15 protein-coding genes and 1 pseudogene are annotated in these 13,564 nt (G+C 66.7%); 7 read left to right on the plus strand and 9 right to left on the minus strand.

Features of this window, described 5'->3' with window-relative positions; translation table 11 throughout:
• The first annotated feature begins 131 nt into the window (after positions 1-131).
• Together G154_RS15395 and G154_RS15400 are read left to right on the plus strand one after the other, a co-directional pair.
• On the plus strand, positions 132-887 hold the full coding sequence (locus tag G154_RS15395; protein ID WP_019510051.1) for a MetQ/NlpA family ABC transporter substrate-binding protein: 756 nt from the start codon (positions 132-134) through the stop codon (positions 885-887).
• A gap of 60 nt (positions 888-947) precedes the next feature.
• Positions 948-1,478 (plus strand): winged helix-turn-helix domain-containing protein, encoded by a 531-nt coding sequence (locus G154_RS15400; protein ID WP_045546456.1) that lies wholly within the window; start codon positions 948-950, stop codon positions 1,476-1,478.
• On the opposite strand, the gene G154_RS15405 is transcribed toward G154_RS15400, so the two are convergent.
• The 3 genes from G154_RS15405 to G154_RS15415 all read right to left on the minus strand — a co-directional run bounded on the left by G154_RS15405 (position 1,468) and on the right by G154_RS15415 (position 3,990).
• The gene (locus G154_RS15405) at positions 1,468-1,860 is read right to left on the minus strand and encodes a hypothetical protein (protein ID WP_045546467.1); all 393 of its coding nucleotides are present in this window, start codon (positions 1,858-1,860) and stop codon (positions 1,468-1,470) included. The genes G154_RS15400 and G154_RS15405 overlap by 11 nt on opposite strands.
• A gap of 43 nt (positions 1,861-1,903) precedes the next feature.
• On the minus strand, positions 1,904-3,010 hold the full coding sequence (locus G154_RS15410) for a glycosyltransferase (RefSeq protein ID WP_019510048.1): 1,107 nt from the start codon (positions 3,008-3,010) through the stop codon (positions 1,904-1,906).
• Positions 3,011-3,093: 83 nt separating this feature from the next.
• Positions 3,094-3,990, minus strand: a complete 897-nt coding sequence (locus tag G154_RS15415; protein ID WP_019510047.1) for a dienelactone hydrolase family protein — start codon at positions 3,988-3,990, stop codon at positions 3,094-3,096.
• 92 nt (positions 3,991-4,082) lie between these two features.
• Here G154_RS15415 and G154_RS15420 point away from each other — a divergent pair, with 92 nt between their 5' ends.
• Genes G154_RS15420 through G154_RS15430 form a run of 3 tightly spaced genes read left to right on the plus strand, consistent with a single transcriptional unit; the run spans position 4,083 to position 7,698 of the window.
• A complete protein-coding gene (locus tag G154_RS15420; protein WP_019510046.1) occupies positions 4,083-5,870 on the plus strand; it encodes an amidohydrolase family protein in 1,788 nt (595 codons plus the stop codon).
• The gene (locus tag G154_RS15425; protein ID WP_019510045.1) at positions 5,860-6,333 is read left to right on the plus strand and encodes a nuclear transport factor 2 family protein; all 474 of its coding nucleotides are present in this window, start codon (positions 5,860-5,862) and stop codon (positions 6,331-6,333) included. Before G154_RS15420 ends, G154_RS15425 begins: the two co-directional genes overlap by 11 nt.
• Before the next feature lie 30 nt (positions 6,334-6,363).
• The gene (locus G154_RS15430; RefSeq protein ID WP_019510044.1) at positions 6,364-7,698 is read left to right on the plus strand and encodes a cytochrome P450; all 1,335 of its coding nucleotides are present in this window, start codon (positions 6,364-6,366) and stop codon (positions 7,696-7,698) included.
• On the opposite strand, the gene G154_RS15435 is transcribed toward G154_RS15430, so the two are convergent.
• From G154_RS15435 to bfr, 4 genes and pseudogenes are all read right to left on the minus strand, one after another.
• On the minus strand, positions 7,687-8,070 hold the full coding sequence (locus tag G154_RS15435) for a hypothetical protein (protein ID WP_045546468.1): 384 nt from the start codon (positions 8,068-8,070) through the stop codon (positions 7,687-7,689). The two genes, G154_RS15430 and G154_RS15435, sit on opposite strands and share 12 nt — an antisense overlap.
• Positions 8,071-8,114: 44 nt before the next feature.
• On the minus strand, positions 8,115-8,597 hold the full coding sequence (locus G154_RS15440) for a carboxymuconolactone decarboxylase family protein (protein ID WP_019510042.1): 483 nt from the start codon (positions 8,595-8,597) through the stop codon (positions 8,115-8,117).
• A gap of 42 nt (positions 8,598-8,639) precedes the next feature.
• A pseudogene (locus tag G154_RS15445) lies at positions 8,640-10,662 on the minus strand (MDR family MFS transporter).
• 174 nt (positions 10,663-10,836) lie between these two features.
• Positions 10,837-11,328 (minus strand): bacterioferritin, encoded by a 492-nt coding sequence (gene bfr / locus G154_RS15450; protein WP_019510040.1) that lies wholly within the window; start codon positions 11,326-11,328, stop codon positions 10,837-10,839.
• Between the two features lie 261 nt (positions 11,329-11,589).
• Here bfr and G154_RS26480 point away from each other — a divergent pair, with 261 nt between their 5' ends.
• Positions 11,590-11,790, plus strand: a complete 201-nt coding sequence (locus tag G154_RS26480) for a hypothetical protein (RefSeq protein WP_131701301.1) — start codon at positions 11,590-11,592, stop codon at positions 11,788-11,790.
• A gap of 4 nt (positions 11,791-11,794) precedes the next feature.
• Complete coding sequence (locus G154_RS15455; RefSeq protein WP_019510039.1) at positions 11,795-11,986, plus strand: bacterioferritin-associated ferredoxin; 192 nt, start codon at positions 11,795-11,797, stop codon at positions 11,984-11,986.
• A gap of 4 nt (positions 11,987-11,990) precedes the next feature.
• Here the strand turns inward: G154_RS15455 and G154_RS15460 are convergent, their stop codons facing one another.
• Together G154_RS15460 and G154_RS15465 are read right to left on the minus strand one after the other, a co-directional pair.
• On the minus strand, positions 11,991-12,746 hold the full coding sequence (locus G154_RS15460; RefSeq protein ID WP_019510038.1) for an enoyl-CoA hydratase/isomerase family protein: 756 nt from the start codon (positions 12,744-12,746) through the stop codon (positions 11,991-11,993).
• Positions 12,743-13,453: an EthD domain-containing protein gene (locus G154_RS15465; protein ID WP_019510037.1), complete on the minus strand. Its 711-nt coding sequence runs from the start codon at positions 13,451-13,453 to the stop codon at positions 12,743-12,745. The genes G154_RS15460 and G154_RS15465 overlap by 4 nt, the downstream gene beginning before the upstream one ends.
• Between the last annotated feature and the right edge of the window lie 111 nt (positions 13,454-13,564).

Below are 13,564 nucleotides of genomic sequence, written 5' to 3' on the forward strand. Positions count from 1 at the left end.
GCCAGAACCTAGGCCGCCATCGAACGCACGAGAACCGCTGCGGTCATCGTGCGCCGAAGTCCGTAACATGGCGGCACATTCGCCTCGGCTGCCACCTTGCACGCTGTGCGGTCTTCAGTACGCTGGCGACCATGTCGACCAGTTCGGTGCGATCGGTCAGCACGAAAGGGCTTCGGCCACTGCGGGTCGGCGCGTCGCCGGTCCCGCACGCCGAGATCTTGGAGAGTGTCCGCACAACGCTGGCCGAGTCCCAGATCGATCTGCAGGTGATCGTGTTCGACAGTTTCGACGAGCCCAACGACTGGCTGGCCGCAGGCCGATTGCACGCCAACTACTTTCAGTACCTGCCCTTCCTGGAGCAGTTCAACAGGGCCGCCGGGACCGCGCTGACCCCGGTGGTCGCGGTCCACATCGAGCCGTTCGGGTTGTACTCCAGCCGGGTGACCAGCCTGGCGACCATTCCCGATTACGCGGAAGTGGCGTTGCCTGCCGACGCGGTGAATGCCGACCGCTCACTGATGATGCTCGATCGGCTCGGCCTGCTGGACTGTCGGCCCGACGCGGGGCAGTTGGCCACCACCACCGACGTGTGGGCCAACCCGCGCCGGCTGGTGTTCAAGGAACTGACCAGCTGGACGATGGCCTCGGCTCTCGACGATTTCGACGCGGTGTTCCTCTTCGGCAACCAGGCGATGGAACGCAACGTACACACCGACACCGCCCTGCACTGCGATCGCGGTGACCCCGTCTACGCCGAGTATCTGGTGACCGAGCATGCCGGACAACGCAACCCAGATGTCGCGACGTTGGCAGCGGCGCTCACCGGGCCGCAGACCAGAATGTTCATCGAGACGACGTACTCGGGTCAGGTCATCCCCGCGTTCTGAGTTGCGCTCACGGCGCTCCAAACCCTGCCGGGCACCCGGATCCTGGGGCACCATGCAGCGATGTACCAATCGGGAGCAGGTACGTCGTCGCTGACTCCGCATCCGGTGCAGGTCGTCCTCATCCTGGACGTGCCGCCGGGCTTCACCGAACTTCCGCTGCGCACAGCTCAATTGGCCGATGAGTACGGCAGCGTGATTGCCCGCTCGATACCCGGGGTACACGCCCGACCGGCCGTCATCACCTCCGCAGACCGCGCAGGTGGGCCCACCCGCGAGACCGGCGGCGTGCGGATCCACCCTTCGCGGCGTTCGGTCATTGTCGACGGTCACGCACTGCATCTGAGCTATCGGGAGCTCGAACTGCTCCTTTACCTCGCCGAACACCCGCACCGCACGGTATCCCGCCAGGAGTTGATGGAACAGCTGTGGGATGACCGGCCGGCAGCCGGGCGCACCGTCGACACCCATGTTCGCCGGCTGCGGGTCAAACTCGGCCGCCATGCCCGCGTGATCACCACGATCCGCGGCGGCGGCTATCGGTTCGACATGGGCGCCGATGTGCACTACCTGCGCGACGGCGCTACAGGATGACCGTGGTCGGGCCGACGGTACTGCAATAGGTCACCGGCGGGCTGCCTGCGTTCGCGCACACCCGGCCACTCACGATGTATCCGGCACCAGGGGTGTACGGGCTGAACCTGACCTCGGCGGTGCCGGGGCCCTCGGATTGCACGCACAGCGGGGCCACCGGGCTGCCTGCCTGCTGTAGGCATGCCACCTGCAGTTGTGGAACCGCACGGTTGCACGCTCCCGGACTCACCGATGCGACGACGGCACGCACCCCGGCGTCCTGCACCACCGTGGGCGGCTGCAGGGTGACCGCGCAACCTTGTTCGGGGGCCGCGGTCGCCGATCCCGCGCCGAGCAGTGCCGCCACACTCACCATCGGTACCGCCAGCACAAGCCGTCTCATGCCCAGATCGTAGGACACGGTGCCTGCGGGCCGTCGCGTTTGGTCACCGTCGGGCCAACACGTCCAACATGCCCGCCGCCGAACGGGGCCAGGTGAACTGCTCGGCCCGGCGCCGGGCGCAGCGTCTGCGGGTCGTCTCGGGTCGGCTGATCACCGAGGCGACGGCACGGGCGATGGCCCGCGGATCGTTGTCCGCGGCGGCGCCGCTGTCGGCGGTGAGGATCTCGGCAAGGGCCGAGGTGCGTGAGACCACTGCCGGTGTGCCGCAGGCCAGCGCCTCAAGGGCGGCCAGGCCGAAGGTTTCGTGCGGCCCAGGCGCCAACGCGACATCGGCCGAGGCGAGGATGGCGGCCACCGTGTCGCGGTCACCGATGTAACCGGTGAAGTCGACCGGCAGACCGGCGGCCTTACGCTCCAGCCGCGACCGCAGTGGGCCTTCCCCGACGACGACGAGTCGCGCGTCCACACCCGAGTCACGCAGGGCCGCAACGGTGTCGATGCTGCGATGGGCGTGCTTCTCCACCGAGAGCCTGCCGCAGTGCACCAGCAGGGTCTGCTCCGGGCGCGCCCATCGGCCGCGCAGCTGCAGACAGCGGTAACGCGGGTGGAACTGGTCGAGATCCACGCCCAGCGGCACGGTCGCCACGTTTACCGCTCCGATCCTCTCGAACTCCGCACGTGCGAAACCCGTCGTACAGACCACCGCGTCATAGTTGCGGGCGGTACGTCGGTTGGCCGCATCGGCAATCGTGCGGGCCGCGCGGCGCGGCAGGATCTGCCCGAGCAGCCGGTCGAGTCGCTCGTGCGAGATCATGACGGTGGCCACCCCGTTGCGCCGACCCCAGGGTCCGAGCGAGCGGAGCGTCAGACGATCGGAGACCTCCAGCGCGTCGGGTTGCAATTCCTCGAGCAGGGCGGTCACCGGTCCGGGCAGCACGGCCCGGTAGCCGCCGGTGAACGGGATGCGGCGCGCCGGCAGGGACAACCGCGTGACACCGGAGGGCAGCACCTGCCGACCTGCACCGTCGCCCGGCACCACGAGTAGGACATCGTGGCCGGCGGCGCTGTATTCGGCGCCGAGCCGATCGACGGCGGTGCGCAGTCCGCCCGAGCGCGGACCGTAGAAGTTGGCGACCTGGACGACCCTCATGGGCCATGAGTAGCCGCGATCTGTGTTCGGGTGGTCACGCGCCGCCGACACCGACGTGAACTGCCGGTGAATGCGCTTGCGACTCAGCCGACGTGGGTCGACAGCCAGGCCAGTGCGCGTTGCCAGGCGTCCTCGGCGGCCCGCGGGTCGTACCGATCGCCGGTGTCGTTGAAGAACGCGTGGTTGGCGCCCTGCTCGATGACCAGCTCGTGCACCAGCCCGGCGCGGTCCAGCGCCGCGGCGGCCACCGGTTCGGTGGCGTTCACCCGTTGATCGAGCTCACCGTAGAAGCCGAGCACGGCAACGTTTTTCGAGCCGGCGAAGTCCGGATCATCGGGCGCCGGGCCGTAGAACGGGAAGGCGGCCGACAGCTCGGGCGCTCCCGACGCCAGCAGGCGCCACACCAGCCCGCCGCCCATACAGAAGCCGATGGCCGCCACCCGCTTGCCCGGAGTCCGCGCCTGCACCTCGGCGATCCCGGACTTCAGGTCGGCCACCATGTGTTCGGGCGGACGGTTGCCCAGCGCGGCGGTGGCCTCGGCCGGATCGGCGAAGGCGGCGGTGCCGCCCTCGGCCGACAGCAGGTCGATGGCCAGGCTTGAGTAGCCGGCTCCGGCCAGTCGGCCGGCCACCGAGCGCACCCAGTCGGTGAGCCCCTTGTTCTCGTGGATGACCAGAATCGCCCCGCGCGGATCGGGTGCCTCGGCCCATGCGCCCCGCAGCTCCCCGGCCGGCCCCTGCCAGCTGACGGGGGCCGTCGGACGGGCGGCGTCCATCCCCGGCGGCGTGGAACCGGTCGTCTCCGTGCTGGTCGCGGTCACATCCTTCTTGGCGTCCCCGCAGGCAGTGATGAGCGCGGTGGCCGCGGCCGTCCCGACCCCGAGCAGGGCGAGTCGACGCAAGGCCTCCCGTCGCGACAGCAGGCCGTCGACGTGATCGGTGGCGATCTCTTCGGCGATATAGCGCTGCAGTGGCGTCATGGTGTCGAGTATGCGCGCCCGCAGTAGACACCTTTGCAAATCTGTTCACAATTCTCGTTGACACCCGTCGGCGCCACTGTTCTGATGACGGGGTGACCTACGACACAATCCTCCGTGGCGGACGCTGGTTCGATGGCACGGGCGCCCCGTCCGCCGTCCGCAACATCGGTATCCGCGGCGGACACGTCGTCGCCGTCAGCCCCGACGACCTCGATGACACCGACTGCCCGCAGCTGATCGATGCCACGGGCAAATGGGTGATCCCCGGAATGCTCGATATCCACACCCATTACGACGTGGAGGTGCTGGCCCGGCCGTCGCTCACCGAGTCGTTGCGCCACGGGGTGACCACCGTGATGCTGGGCTCGTGCTCGCTGTCCACCGTGCACATCGGCGGTGCCGACGCGGGTGACCTGTTCGGAAGGGTCGAGGCGATCCCGCGCGAGTACGTCATCGACACCGTCGATGACCACAAGACCTGGACCGGCGCCGAGGGCTACGTCGAGGCGCTGGAATCGCTGCCGCTGGGGCCCAACCTCGCGGCCTTCATCGGGCATTCGGACATCCGCACCGCAGTGATGGGCCTGGACCGTGCCACCCGCGCCGATCAACGGCCGACTCGGGCCGAGCAGGCCGAGATGGAACGCATGCTGACCGAGGCCCTGAACGCGGGATTTGTGGGAATGTCTTCGCAGCAACTGCTTTTCGACAAGATCGACGGTGACACCTGCCGCTCGCGCACCTTGCCGTCGACCTATGCCAAACCGCGCGAGCTGCGCAGGTTGAAGTCGCTGCTGCGCCGCACGGGTCGGGCCCTGCAATCCGGGCCCGATATCCAGAATCCGCTGAACCTGCTCTCGCAGATGGCCCAGTCGCTGGGGTTCTTGCGCAACCCACTCAAGACCAGCCTGCTCTCGGCCGCCGATATCAAGGCCAACCCCTACGCGATCAAGATCATGGGTCCGTCTTCGCGACTGATCAACGCACTGGGCGGCAACTTCCGCTGGCAGCATCTCCCGGTGCCGTTCGAGGTGTACGCCGACGGTATCGACCTGGTCGTATTCGAGGAGTTCGGTTCCGGCGCAGCGGCTCTGCACCTGCGCGACGAAGTGGAGCGCAATGCGCTGCTGGCCGACGAGGGCTACCGGCGGCAGTTCCGCAAGGATTACGAGAGCAAGTACGGCATGCGCGTCTGGCACCGGGATTTCTTCGACGCAGAGATCGTCGGGTGCCCCGACGCGAGTGTCATCGGCAAATCGTTCGGACAGGTGGGTCTGGACCTCGGCCTACACCCGGTCGATGCGTTCCTTGATCTGGTCCTCGAGCACGGCCGCGGACTGCGCTGGCGGACAACCATTTCCAATCATCGTCCGGAGGTGCTCAAACAGCTGGCCCGCGAACCCGGTATCCAGCTCGGGTTCTCCGATGCCGGGGCGCACCTGCGCAACATGGCGTTCTACAACATGGGCCTGCGACTGCTGCGCCACGTGCGCGATGCCCAGAACAGCGGGCGGGAGTTCATGACCATCGAGCGAGCGGTGCACCGGTTGACCGGCGAGCTCGCCGACTGGTACCGCCTCGACGCCGGTCACCTGCGCATCGGCGATCGGGCCGATGTCGTGATCATCGATCCCGATCGCCTGGACGCCGGCCTGGACGATTACGCCGAGGAACCCGTCGACTGTTACGGAGGGCTGTCGCGGATGGTCAACCGCAACGACGACACCGTCGCAGCCGTGCTGGTGGGCGGACGTGCGGTATTCATCGACGGGCACGCCACCGAATCCGTGGGCCGGGACCGCACCGGTCGGTTCCTGCGCGCCGCGCACCGCTCCCCCGCCCGTGGCGCCGAGGAGAGCGCGTTGGCCGATGTCGTCTGACACCGCCGGCGCGGCCCACTGCGCCGAATCGGCCACGGTATTGGGCATGTGGCGCGCACTGTCGCGCCGCGACTGGACGGAGGTCGCCACCTTCCTGGCTCCGGACTGCATCTACGCCGACATGCCGGTCGGGCCGGCCGCGGCGGCCCGCGGTCCACAGGACATCGTCAAGCGCCTCAAGATCGGGCTGGAATCGTTGGCCGCCTACGAGAATCACGACGGCCTGCTCGTCGCCGACGGGCCGCATGTCATGTACGAGCACTCCGAGACCTGGACGTGGCCGACCGGTGAGCGAGCGGTGCTGCCGTTCGTCACCGTCCATCGGGTCCTCGACGACCGGATCATCCTGTGGAAGGACTATTGGGACATGGGTGGCCTGACCAACCATGCGCCCGCGAACTGGCTCTCGGATTTCGCCACCGCCGACATGTCATGGGTGTACGACGCGACCGGTCAGCTGTGAGGGGTTGCGCTCGTCCGTAGACTCATACACATGACTGAATTGGCGTTGCCGCCCGGACCGCCGCTGCCACCGGGGCTGCAGGCAGCACTGCTGATGAAATTCTGGCCTCGTCTGATCGCCGGCTGTCGACGTCGGTACGGAAACGTCTTCACGCTGCGCATCGCATCGATGGGCACGGTGGTGTACCTGGCCGACCCGGCCGATATCAAGACTGTGTTCAGCGGAGACCCAACGATCTACCACGCCGGCGAAGCGAACTCCATGCTGACCGGATTGCTCGGTGCCAGCTCGGTTTTGGTGATCGACGAGGATGAACACCGGCAACGACGCAGGATGATGCTGGCACCGTTCGGCCGCGAGGCCGTCGCCGGACAGACCGATGTGATCGCCCGGGTGGCCGCCGACAGTATCGAAGACTGGCCCCTGCGCCGGCGTTTCGCGGTGGCGCCCAAGATGGCCGAGATCACCCTGGAGGTGATCCTTCGGACGGTGATCGGTGCCAGCGACCCCGACCGGTTGGCCGCACTGCGGCGCGTCATGCCCAAGCTGCTCAGCGTGGGAACCTGGGAATCACTGGCGATCAGCACTCCCGGCCTGCAGCGACTGACGCCGTGGCGGCCCTTCGCCGAGCGACTGCGTGCAGCCGACGAGCTGTTGTACGCCGAGATCGCCGACCGGCGCGCCGATCCGGCGCTGGAATCCCGGACCGATGCGCTCGCAATGATGATCCGCACCGGCGAGATGTCCGACGAACAGCTGCGCGACCAGCTGATGACGCTGTTGGTCGCCGGACACGACACCACCGCGACCGCACTGTCGTGGGCGCTGGAGCGACTGACCCGGCACCCGGATCTGCTCGCCAAGGCCACCGCGGCGGCCCGCGACGGCGATGACGCCTACCTGGATGCCGTGTGCAAGGAGATCCTGCGGATTCGCCCGGTCGTCTTCGACGTCGGACGGGTTCTCACCGAGCCGGTCGAGATCGGCGGGTATCGACTTCCGGCGGGTGTGATGGTCGCGCCGGGGATCGGGCTGGTGCACGCCGACGCCGATCGCTATCCCGATCCCGAGAAGTTCGATCCCGACCGGATGCTCGACGCCCAGCTGAGCCCGACCACCTGGTTGCCGTTCGGTGGCGGCAACCGGCGCTGCCTCGGTGCGAACTTCGCGCTCGTGGAGATGGGGATCGTGCTGCGCGAAGTCTTGCGACGCGTCGACCTGGACACCACGACGGCTCCGGGCGAACGGCGCCGCGTCAAGAGCGTGATCCTGATGCCGCACCGCGGGGCGCGGATTCGTGTACGTGCGCGGCACGCGGTGGCGATGTCACCGGGATGCCCGCATGCCGCGGCATCAGCGCAGTAGCGCGACACCGGTCACGACGAGTGCCGCCACTTTGGCCAGTTCCAACCCGACATAGGCGTAGTGCGCCCGCGACCGCGCGGGCGCGCCACCTCCAGACGGCGCGGCGAGCACCGCATCGGACCGGCGGCTCAGTCGTGGCCGGACCACCAATATCTGGACCGCCAACATCGTTGCGGCAACGGCGAATCCGATCAGGGCGGGACCGCGTGCCGAGGAGAGCGCCAAGGCCGTGCCGATGAGTACGGCGAGCACCGTCTCCACGGTGTTCAGCGCGCGGAAGACCAGCCTGCCGATACCCAGCCCGATGCGCAGGGTGACATCGGGAGCCCGGAACTTCAGCGGCGCCTCCAGAAAGGAGATCGCCAGCACCATGCCCAACCAGACGAAGGTGAACGCAACCGCCGCGGCGGGACTGCTCAAAGGGTGATCTTGCAGGACTGGCCGATATCGAGCGTGCGCAGCATGCGCCCCATCCCGAGCCACATCGCGCACGAGAGCGCGAGATCGGTGAGCAATTCATCGCTGAACTGCTCACGGCAGCGAGCCCAGAAGTCTTCGTCGTCACGCAGACCGGTGTGGTCGTCGGCGAAACGTTCGGCGAACTCGGCGGCGACCCGCTCCTGGTCGCTGAACCCCGGCCAGGTCTGCCACACCGCCGCATGGTCATAGAGGTCTTCATCGACCCCGGCCGCCGCGCCCTCGGAATCGCGGGTGTTCTGGCACACCACGCACTCGTTGTTCAGTGCGATCACCATGCGCGCCAGCTCCCGCACCCGCATGGGCAGCCGGTTCTTGTTGTAGACGGCGTGGGTGTAGCCCGCCATCGCCATCCCGATATCGGGCGACTTGGTGATCCAGGCGGCGGCATCGTCATCAGCGAAATCTCCGATACGGCTCATGTGCGCAACCGTACGCCGCCGACGAACAAAGTGGAACGTGTTCTAGTTCTTTGGTGGGCCGGCGGTGGCCAGTTCGTCGCGATCCTCCACCCATTGCGGCTGGACCATCATGCGATGGGCGATTCGTTCCAGCGCCGCCTCCACCTGGAGACGGTCGGGCCGGGCAGCGAAACTCACGCTCGCCCCGTGCCCATCCCCCGTCGCTGCGCTCGCCCCGTGCCCATCCCTCGTCGCTGCGCTCGCCCCGGCGAGGCGGTCGATCAGCTTGCTCACCAGCGCATCGATGACGACCTGCACCTGGTCGGCACCGGCTTGGGTCAACCAGAGCTGGTCGCCGGTGCGCAGGGCGTAACCGGTGTCGACACACCGCTGGAAGGTGGGCTCAAGCACCTCGGCGGGAACCCGCCGCGTATCGGCGATATCGGTCAAGGTTGCCGACCCGTACACCTGGTTGTGTCGGTAGATCTGCACGACGGCCCACAGTCTTGCGATATCGAGTTCGCACCCCGGATGGTCGGTCAGCCTACGCAGGCGAATATCGGGAGAATCCCGGAAGATGCGCGCCACCGCCATCTCCAGTATCTCGTCGGAGGTCTCCAACGTCGGCATGCCGAACCCTTCGCCGAGATCGGATGCCGAGACCGTTTCCATCTCACGCAGCGGAATCTCTTTCAGGAACAGCGAGACGATGAATCCCACGAAGGCCACCGGGGCCGCGCACAGGAAGACCATGCCGAGGGCATCGGCGTAGGCGTCGATGATGGGGGCCGCCATCTCTGGCGGTAGTTCGCGCAGCGCCTGCGGGGATTGCCGAGCGATCGGGCGCGCCGCTGTCAGCCACCGCCTGACCGATCCGGCTCGACAGAAAGTTGGCGAACAACGACCCGAAAATGGCAGCGCCGAAGGAACTTCCGATGGTCCTGAAGAACGTGACTCCCGACGTCGCCACCCCGAGATCGGCGAAATCGGCGGTGTTCTGCACCACCAGGACCAGCACCTGCATGCACAACCCGATACCGGCACCGAGGATGAACAGATACAACGACTGCATCCAGAACGCGGTGTACGCATCCATGGTGGACAACAACGCAAATCCCACGGTCATGACGGCGGTGCCGGTGACCGGAAACATCTTGTACCGACCGGTCCGGCCGACGATCGAACCGCTGCCGATGGAGGTGATCAGCATGCCGGCCACCATCGGGAGGGTGCGCAGACCGGATACCGTCGCCGATACGCCATCGACGAACTGCATGAACGTCGGCAGAAATGTCATCGCACCGAGCATCGCGAAACCGACGATGAACGCCAGCACGCAGCAGACCGAGAACACCTGTCCCGCGAACAGCCGGATCGGCAGAATGGGTTCCGTTGCGCGCAGTTCAACCCGGACGAAAGCCGCCAACGCGATCACCGAACCCACGAACAGCCCGATGATCACCGGCGATGTCCAGGCATACTCACCGCCGCCCCAGCTGGTGGCCAACGTCAGGCCCGAGGCACCGAGACCGACCAGGGCGATACCGCCATAATCGATCACGGGGCGCGAAGTGCGAGCCAGCGCAGGAATTGCGACCGCGGCGACCAGGAACACCGCCACCGCAACCGGCACGTTGATCCAGAACGCCCACCGCCACGACAGGTGGTCGGTGAAGAACCCACCGAGCAACGGGCCGATGACGGTGGTGACACCGAAGACCGCGCCGAGCGCGCCCTGATAGCGGCCGCGGTCACGCAGTGGGATCACCTCACCGATGATGGCGGTGGCGGTCACCATCAACGCGCCGCCACCGATGCCCTGCAGGGCGCGCGCACCCACCAGCATCGCCATCGAACCGGCCAAGCCACAGAGCACCGAGCCGAGCAAGAAGAAGGCCACCGCGACCTGGAACACGGACTTCCTGCTGAACAGGTCGCCCAGCTTTCCCACTATCGCTGTGGCGATGGTGGACGCGAGCAGGTAGCTGGTCACCACCCAGGACTGGTGTCCGGCTCCCCCGAGATCGGCGACCACCGTCGGCAGTGCGGTGGCGACGATGGTCTGGTCGAGCGCCGCCAGCAACATCCCCAACAGCACCGAGACGAAGATGATGTTGCGGCGCTGCAGGCCGATCTGTGTGCCGGCGGCACTCGTACCCGTGGCAGTGGCCGTCACGATTCCCCGGTCCTCCCCGACCCAGCGAAATATTAGCCTTGCTATCTAATATACCGCGGTCGGTGAGCCGGACGACCGCGCGACCTAGGCGGTACCCACACCCGGCGGGCGCGACACACACTGTGCCGAGTACAGCTCTTCGCCGAGCTTGTCCATCAATTCGAGCTGGGTCTCCAGGTAGTCGATGTGGTTTTCCTCATCGGCAAGGATGGTCTCCAGGATGCCCGCCGATGTCGCGTCACCCTTCTCGCGACACATCATCACGCCGGGACGAAGACGTTCGACCACCTCGTACTCGATGGCCAGGTCCGACTGGAACTGCTCGCGCAGCGTCTGCCCGACCCGCAGCGAGAACAGGCGCTGGTAGTTGGGCAAGCCGTCCAGAAGCAGAATGCGGTCGGTGATCGTTTCCGCGTGACGCATTTCTTCGAAGGATTCTTCGCGAGTGTGACGCGCCAATTCGGTGAATCCCCAATTGTCCTGCATTTTGGAGTGCAGGAAGTATTGGTTGATCGCCGTGAGTTCGCTCGTCAGCTGCTCGTTGAGCAGTTTCAGAACATCCGGATCGCCTTGCATGTTGCTCCTAAGCACCTTGAGGGCTGTCAAGTGTCGCCAAAGCCGTGCGCACCTGAATCTAGTCGAGCCGGAAGGCCGCAGCGAGGGTGTCGAGGGCGGTTCGTGACAAAGATTTGCGCCGCTACGGCGTGCCGTAGGCAAGGCAAACCCAACTACGGGAACGTCTTATGGACTGGCTACCCTTAGTTAGGTTACGATGACCTAACTTGCAGACGGCGGTGTCGGCAGCGCCGAGGGAAATGCGTGAGCGAAGGGGGAATCATGACCCACCATGCGAATTCCTCACGCCATTGCCCGGTCTTCCCGTGCAATTCCGACGAATTCTTCGCTTCAATCGCGTTCCGGCACCTGAATTCCGATGTCGAGCGGTATTCATTGCCGATGAATGGCGCGCATTCGGCCGGCCACCCCGCGTTGCCTTTCCCGAATAACCACCACGGCATCACGAGCATGGCGGCCTGATCCGATGTTCGTCTGCCTGTGCACCGGCGCCACCACCCAGGCCGTGCATGACGCCGTGGCCGCGGGCGCGACGACGTCTCGACAGGTTGCCGACGCCTGTGGTGCCGGCTCGGACTGCGGCCGGTGTCGCCGAACGGTGCGGGCGATTCTGGCCGCATCCCGCACGAGCGAGTGCCCGGTGCACGCCGCGGGCTGACCGGTCAGCTACGTCCGGCGTTGAACGACGCCAGCGCGTCGACGTTGGCGGCCTGGCCAAGCAGCTCGGCGAACAGGGCGTTCTCGCGCTCGGACGCCGCGGCGATCGCCGGGCGGATGGCTTCCATCATCGTCTGTTTGACCGCCATCAGGCTGTTCAGCGGGCGGGACGCCAGCAGCTCGGCATGAGAGCGCGCCTCGGACATCAGAACTGCGGGCTCACACACCTTGAACACCAGCCCCATCCGGAGCGCCTCGTCGGCATCGACCCATTCCGAGGACAGCAACAGCCAGGCCGCGTTCTGCCGACCGATCAATCTGGGCATCAAATAGGACGATGCCGCCTCAGGCGGCACACCGAGGCTGGTGAACGGGCACTTGAACCGCGCGGTGCTGGACATGAAGGCCAGGTCGGCATAGCCCAGAATGGTTGCGCCGATGCCCAATCCGAGGCCGTTGACGGCGAGGATGAGTGGTTTGGGGAAAGCCGTCAGCGCCTCGATCAGTCCGCGGAAGCCGTACTTGCCCGGCGTGTACTCCGGGTCGGTGACCAGCTTCTGCATCTCGACCAGATCGTTGCCCGCGCTGAAGGCCCGGCCGGCGCCGGTGAGCAGAACCACCGACACCTCGGGATCTTCTGCCGCGGCCAGCAGGGCCTCGGTCGTCGCGTCGTACAGCGCCTCGCTGAAGGCGTTCAGCGCCTCCGGCCGGTTGAGGGTCAGGGTCCGCACCCGGTTGTCATCCGAGATCAAAAGTGTCACGCGTGCAGCGTAAGCCCCTCGGCCGGGCAGACGTACCTACTGGTGGGCACCGTGTCGATATTGCGGTCCGCACCGAACCTCGCGACGCTGGCTGCCATCCGCCCCATCCGGTCGGCTAGATCTGCCTGATCGGCGGCTCCGAAGAACGCCAGCAGGTCCGACACCGCTTCGATCGGGAACAGTTCCTCGACGATGGCATCGATCACCGGCGCATCGGCGGTCAGCGCGCGGACCACGGTGTTCTGGGTGTAACCGAAGGTGGCTTGGGTCTCGATCGCCACCGGAGTGTGGTCGATGTGCCAGCGTTCCAGCCAGGTCGCCGTGTCCAGATCCGCGGGACGGCGCAGCAACGCCACGTTGGCCAGACCGGGTGTGCGCGCGCCGACGGGCACCTCGGGGGCGGGCAGCGGCACCGACTCGGTCACCAGGTAGGCGGCCAACAGATCGCATTCTTTCTCCAGTCGCCGCAGCGCCGCCGCGACGGCGCTCCCGTAGTACTGCTGGGTCCAGATGCTCACCACCGCGACGACCGGCGGGTCCAACGTGGTCAGTGTCATCATCGACGCCCGCACGTCATCGTCGCGGACGTTGACCGTCAGACCGGCAAGACCCGAGCCGGAGAGGTCGGCGGCCACCTCGGTGCGCAGCCGCAGGCACCACTGCTCGTCCGCGGCCGAGCGGCGCAACGTGATCATCACCTTTTCCACGATCAGAACGTAGCAAGATCAGAACGTAGCAATCGCAGCCGGTTTCGATGATCACAACGGCGCGCGGGAAGGGCGGATCACCGTTGTTACGGGTGCGACTGGGGTGACAAT

The organism is Mycobacterium sp. VKM Ac-1816D (genome assembly GCF_000416385.1).
Taxonomy (GTDB): domain Bacteria; phylum Actinomycetota; class Actinomycetes; order Mycobacteriales; family Mycobacteriaceae; genus Mycobacterium; species Mycobacterium neoaurum_A.

What these genes read in the sequence shown, in the direction of transcription:
- G154_RS15440 (WP_019510042.1), bottom strand. Translation starts at nt 8,597, where the DNA reads ATGAGCCGTATCGGAGATTTCGCTGATGACGATGCCGCCGCCTGGATC.
- G154_RS15410 (WP_019510048.1), bottom strand. Translation starts at nt 3,010, where the DNA reads ATGAGGGTCGTCCAGGTCGCCAACTTCTACGGTCCGCGCTCGGGCGGA.
- G154_RS15430 (WP_019510044.1), top strand. Translation starts at nt 6,364, where the DNA reads ATGACTGAATTGGCGTTGCCGCCCGGACCGCCGCTGCCACCGGGGCTG.
- G154_RS15425 (WP_019510045.1), top strand. Translation starts at nt 5,860, where the DNA reads ATGTCGTCTGACACCGCCGGCGCGGCCCACTGCGCCGAATCGGCCACG.
- G154_RS15400 (WP_045546456.1), top strand. Translation starts at nt 948, where the DNA reads ATGTACCAATCGGGAGCAGGTACGTCGTCGCTGACTCCGCATCCGGTG.
- G154_RS26480 (WP_131701301.1), top strand. Translation starts at nt 11,590, where the DNA reads ATGACCCACCATGCGAATTCCTCACGCCATTGCCCGGTCTTCCCGTGC.
- G154_RS15435 (WP_045546468.1), bottom strand. Translation starts at nt 8,070, where the DNA reads ATGGTGCTGGCGATCTCCTTTCTGGAGGCGCCGCTGAAGTTCCGGGCT.
- G154_RS15405 (WP_045546467.1), bottom strand. Translation starts at nt 1,860, where the DNA reads ATGAGACGGCTTGTGCTGGCGGTACCGATGGTGAGTGTGGCGGCACTG.
- bfr (WP_019510040.1), bottom strand. Translation starts at nt 11,328, where the DNA reads ATGCAAGGCGATCCGGATGTTCTGAAACTGCTCAACGAGCAGCTGACG.
- G154_RS15415 (WP_019510047.1), bottom strand. Translation starts at nt 3,990, where the DNA reads ATGACGCCACTGCAGCGCTATATCGCCGAAGAGATCGCCACCGATCAC.
- G154_RS15395 (WP_019510051.1), top strand. Translation starts at nt 132, where the DNA reads ATGTCGACCAGTTCGGTGCGATCGGTCAGCACGAAAGGGCTTCGGCCA.
- G154_RS15455 (WP_019510039.1), top strand. Translation starts at nt 11,795, where the DNA reads ATGTTCGTCTGCCTGTGCACCGGCGCCACCACCCAGGCCGTGCATGAC.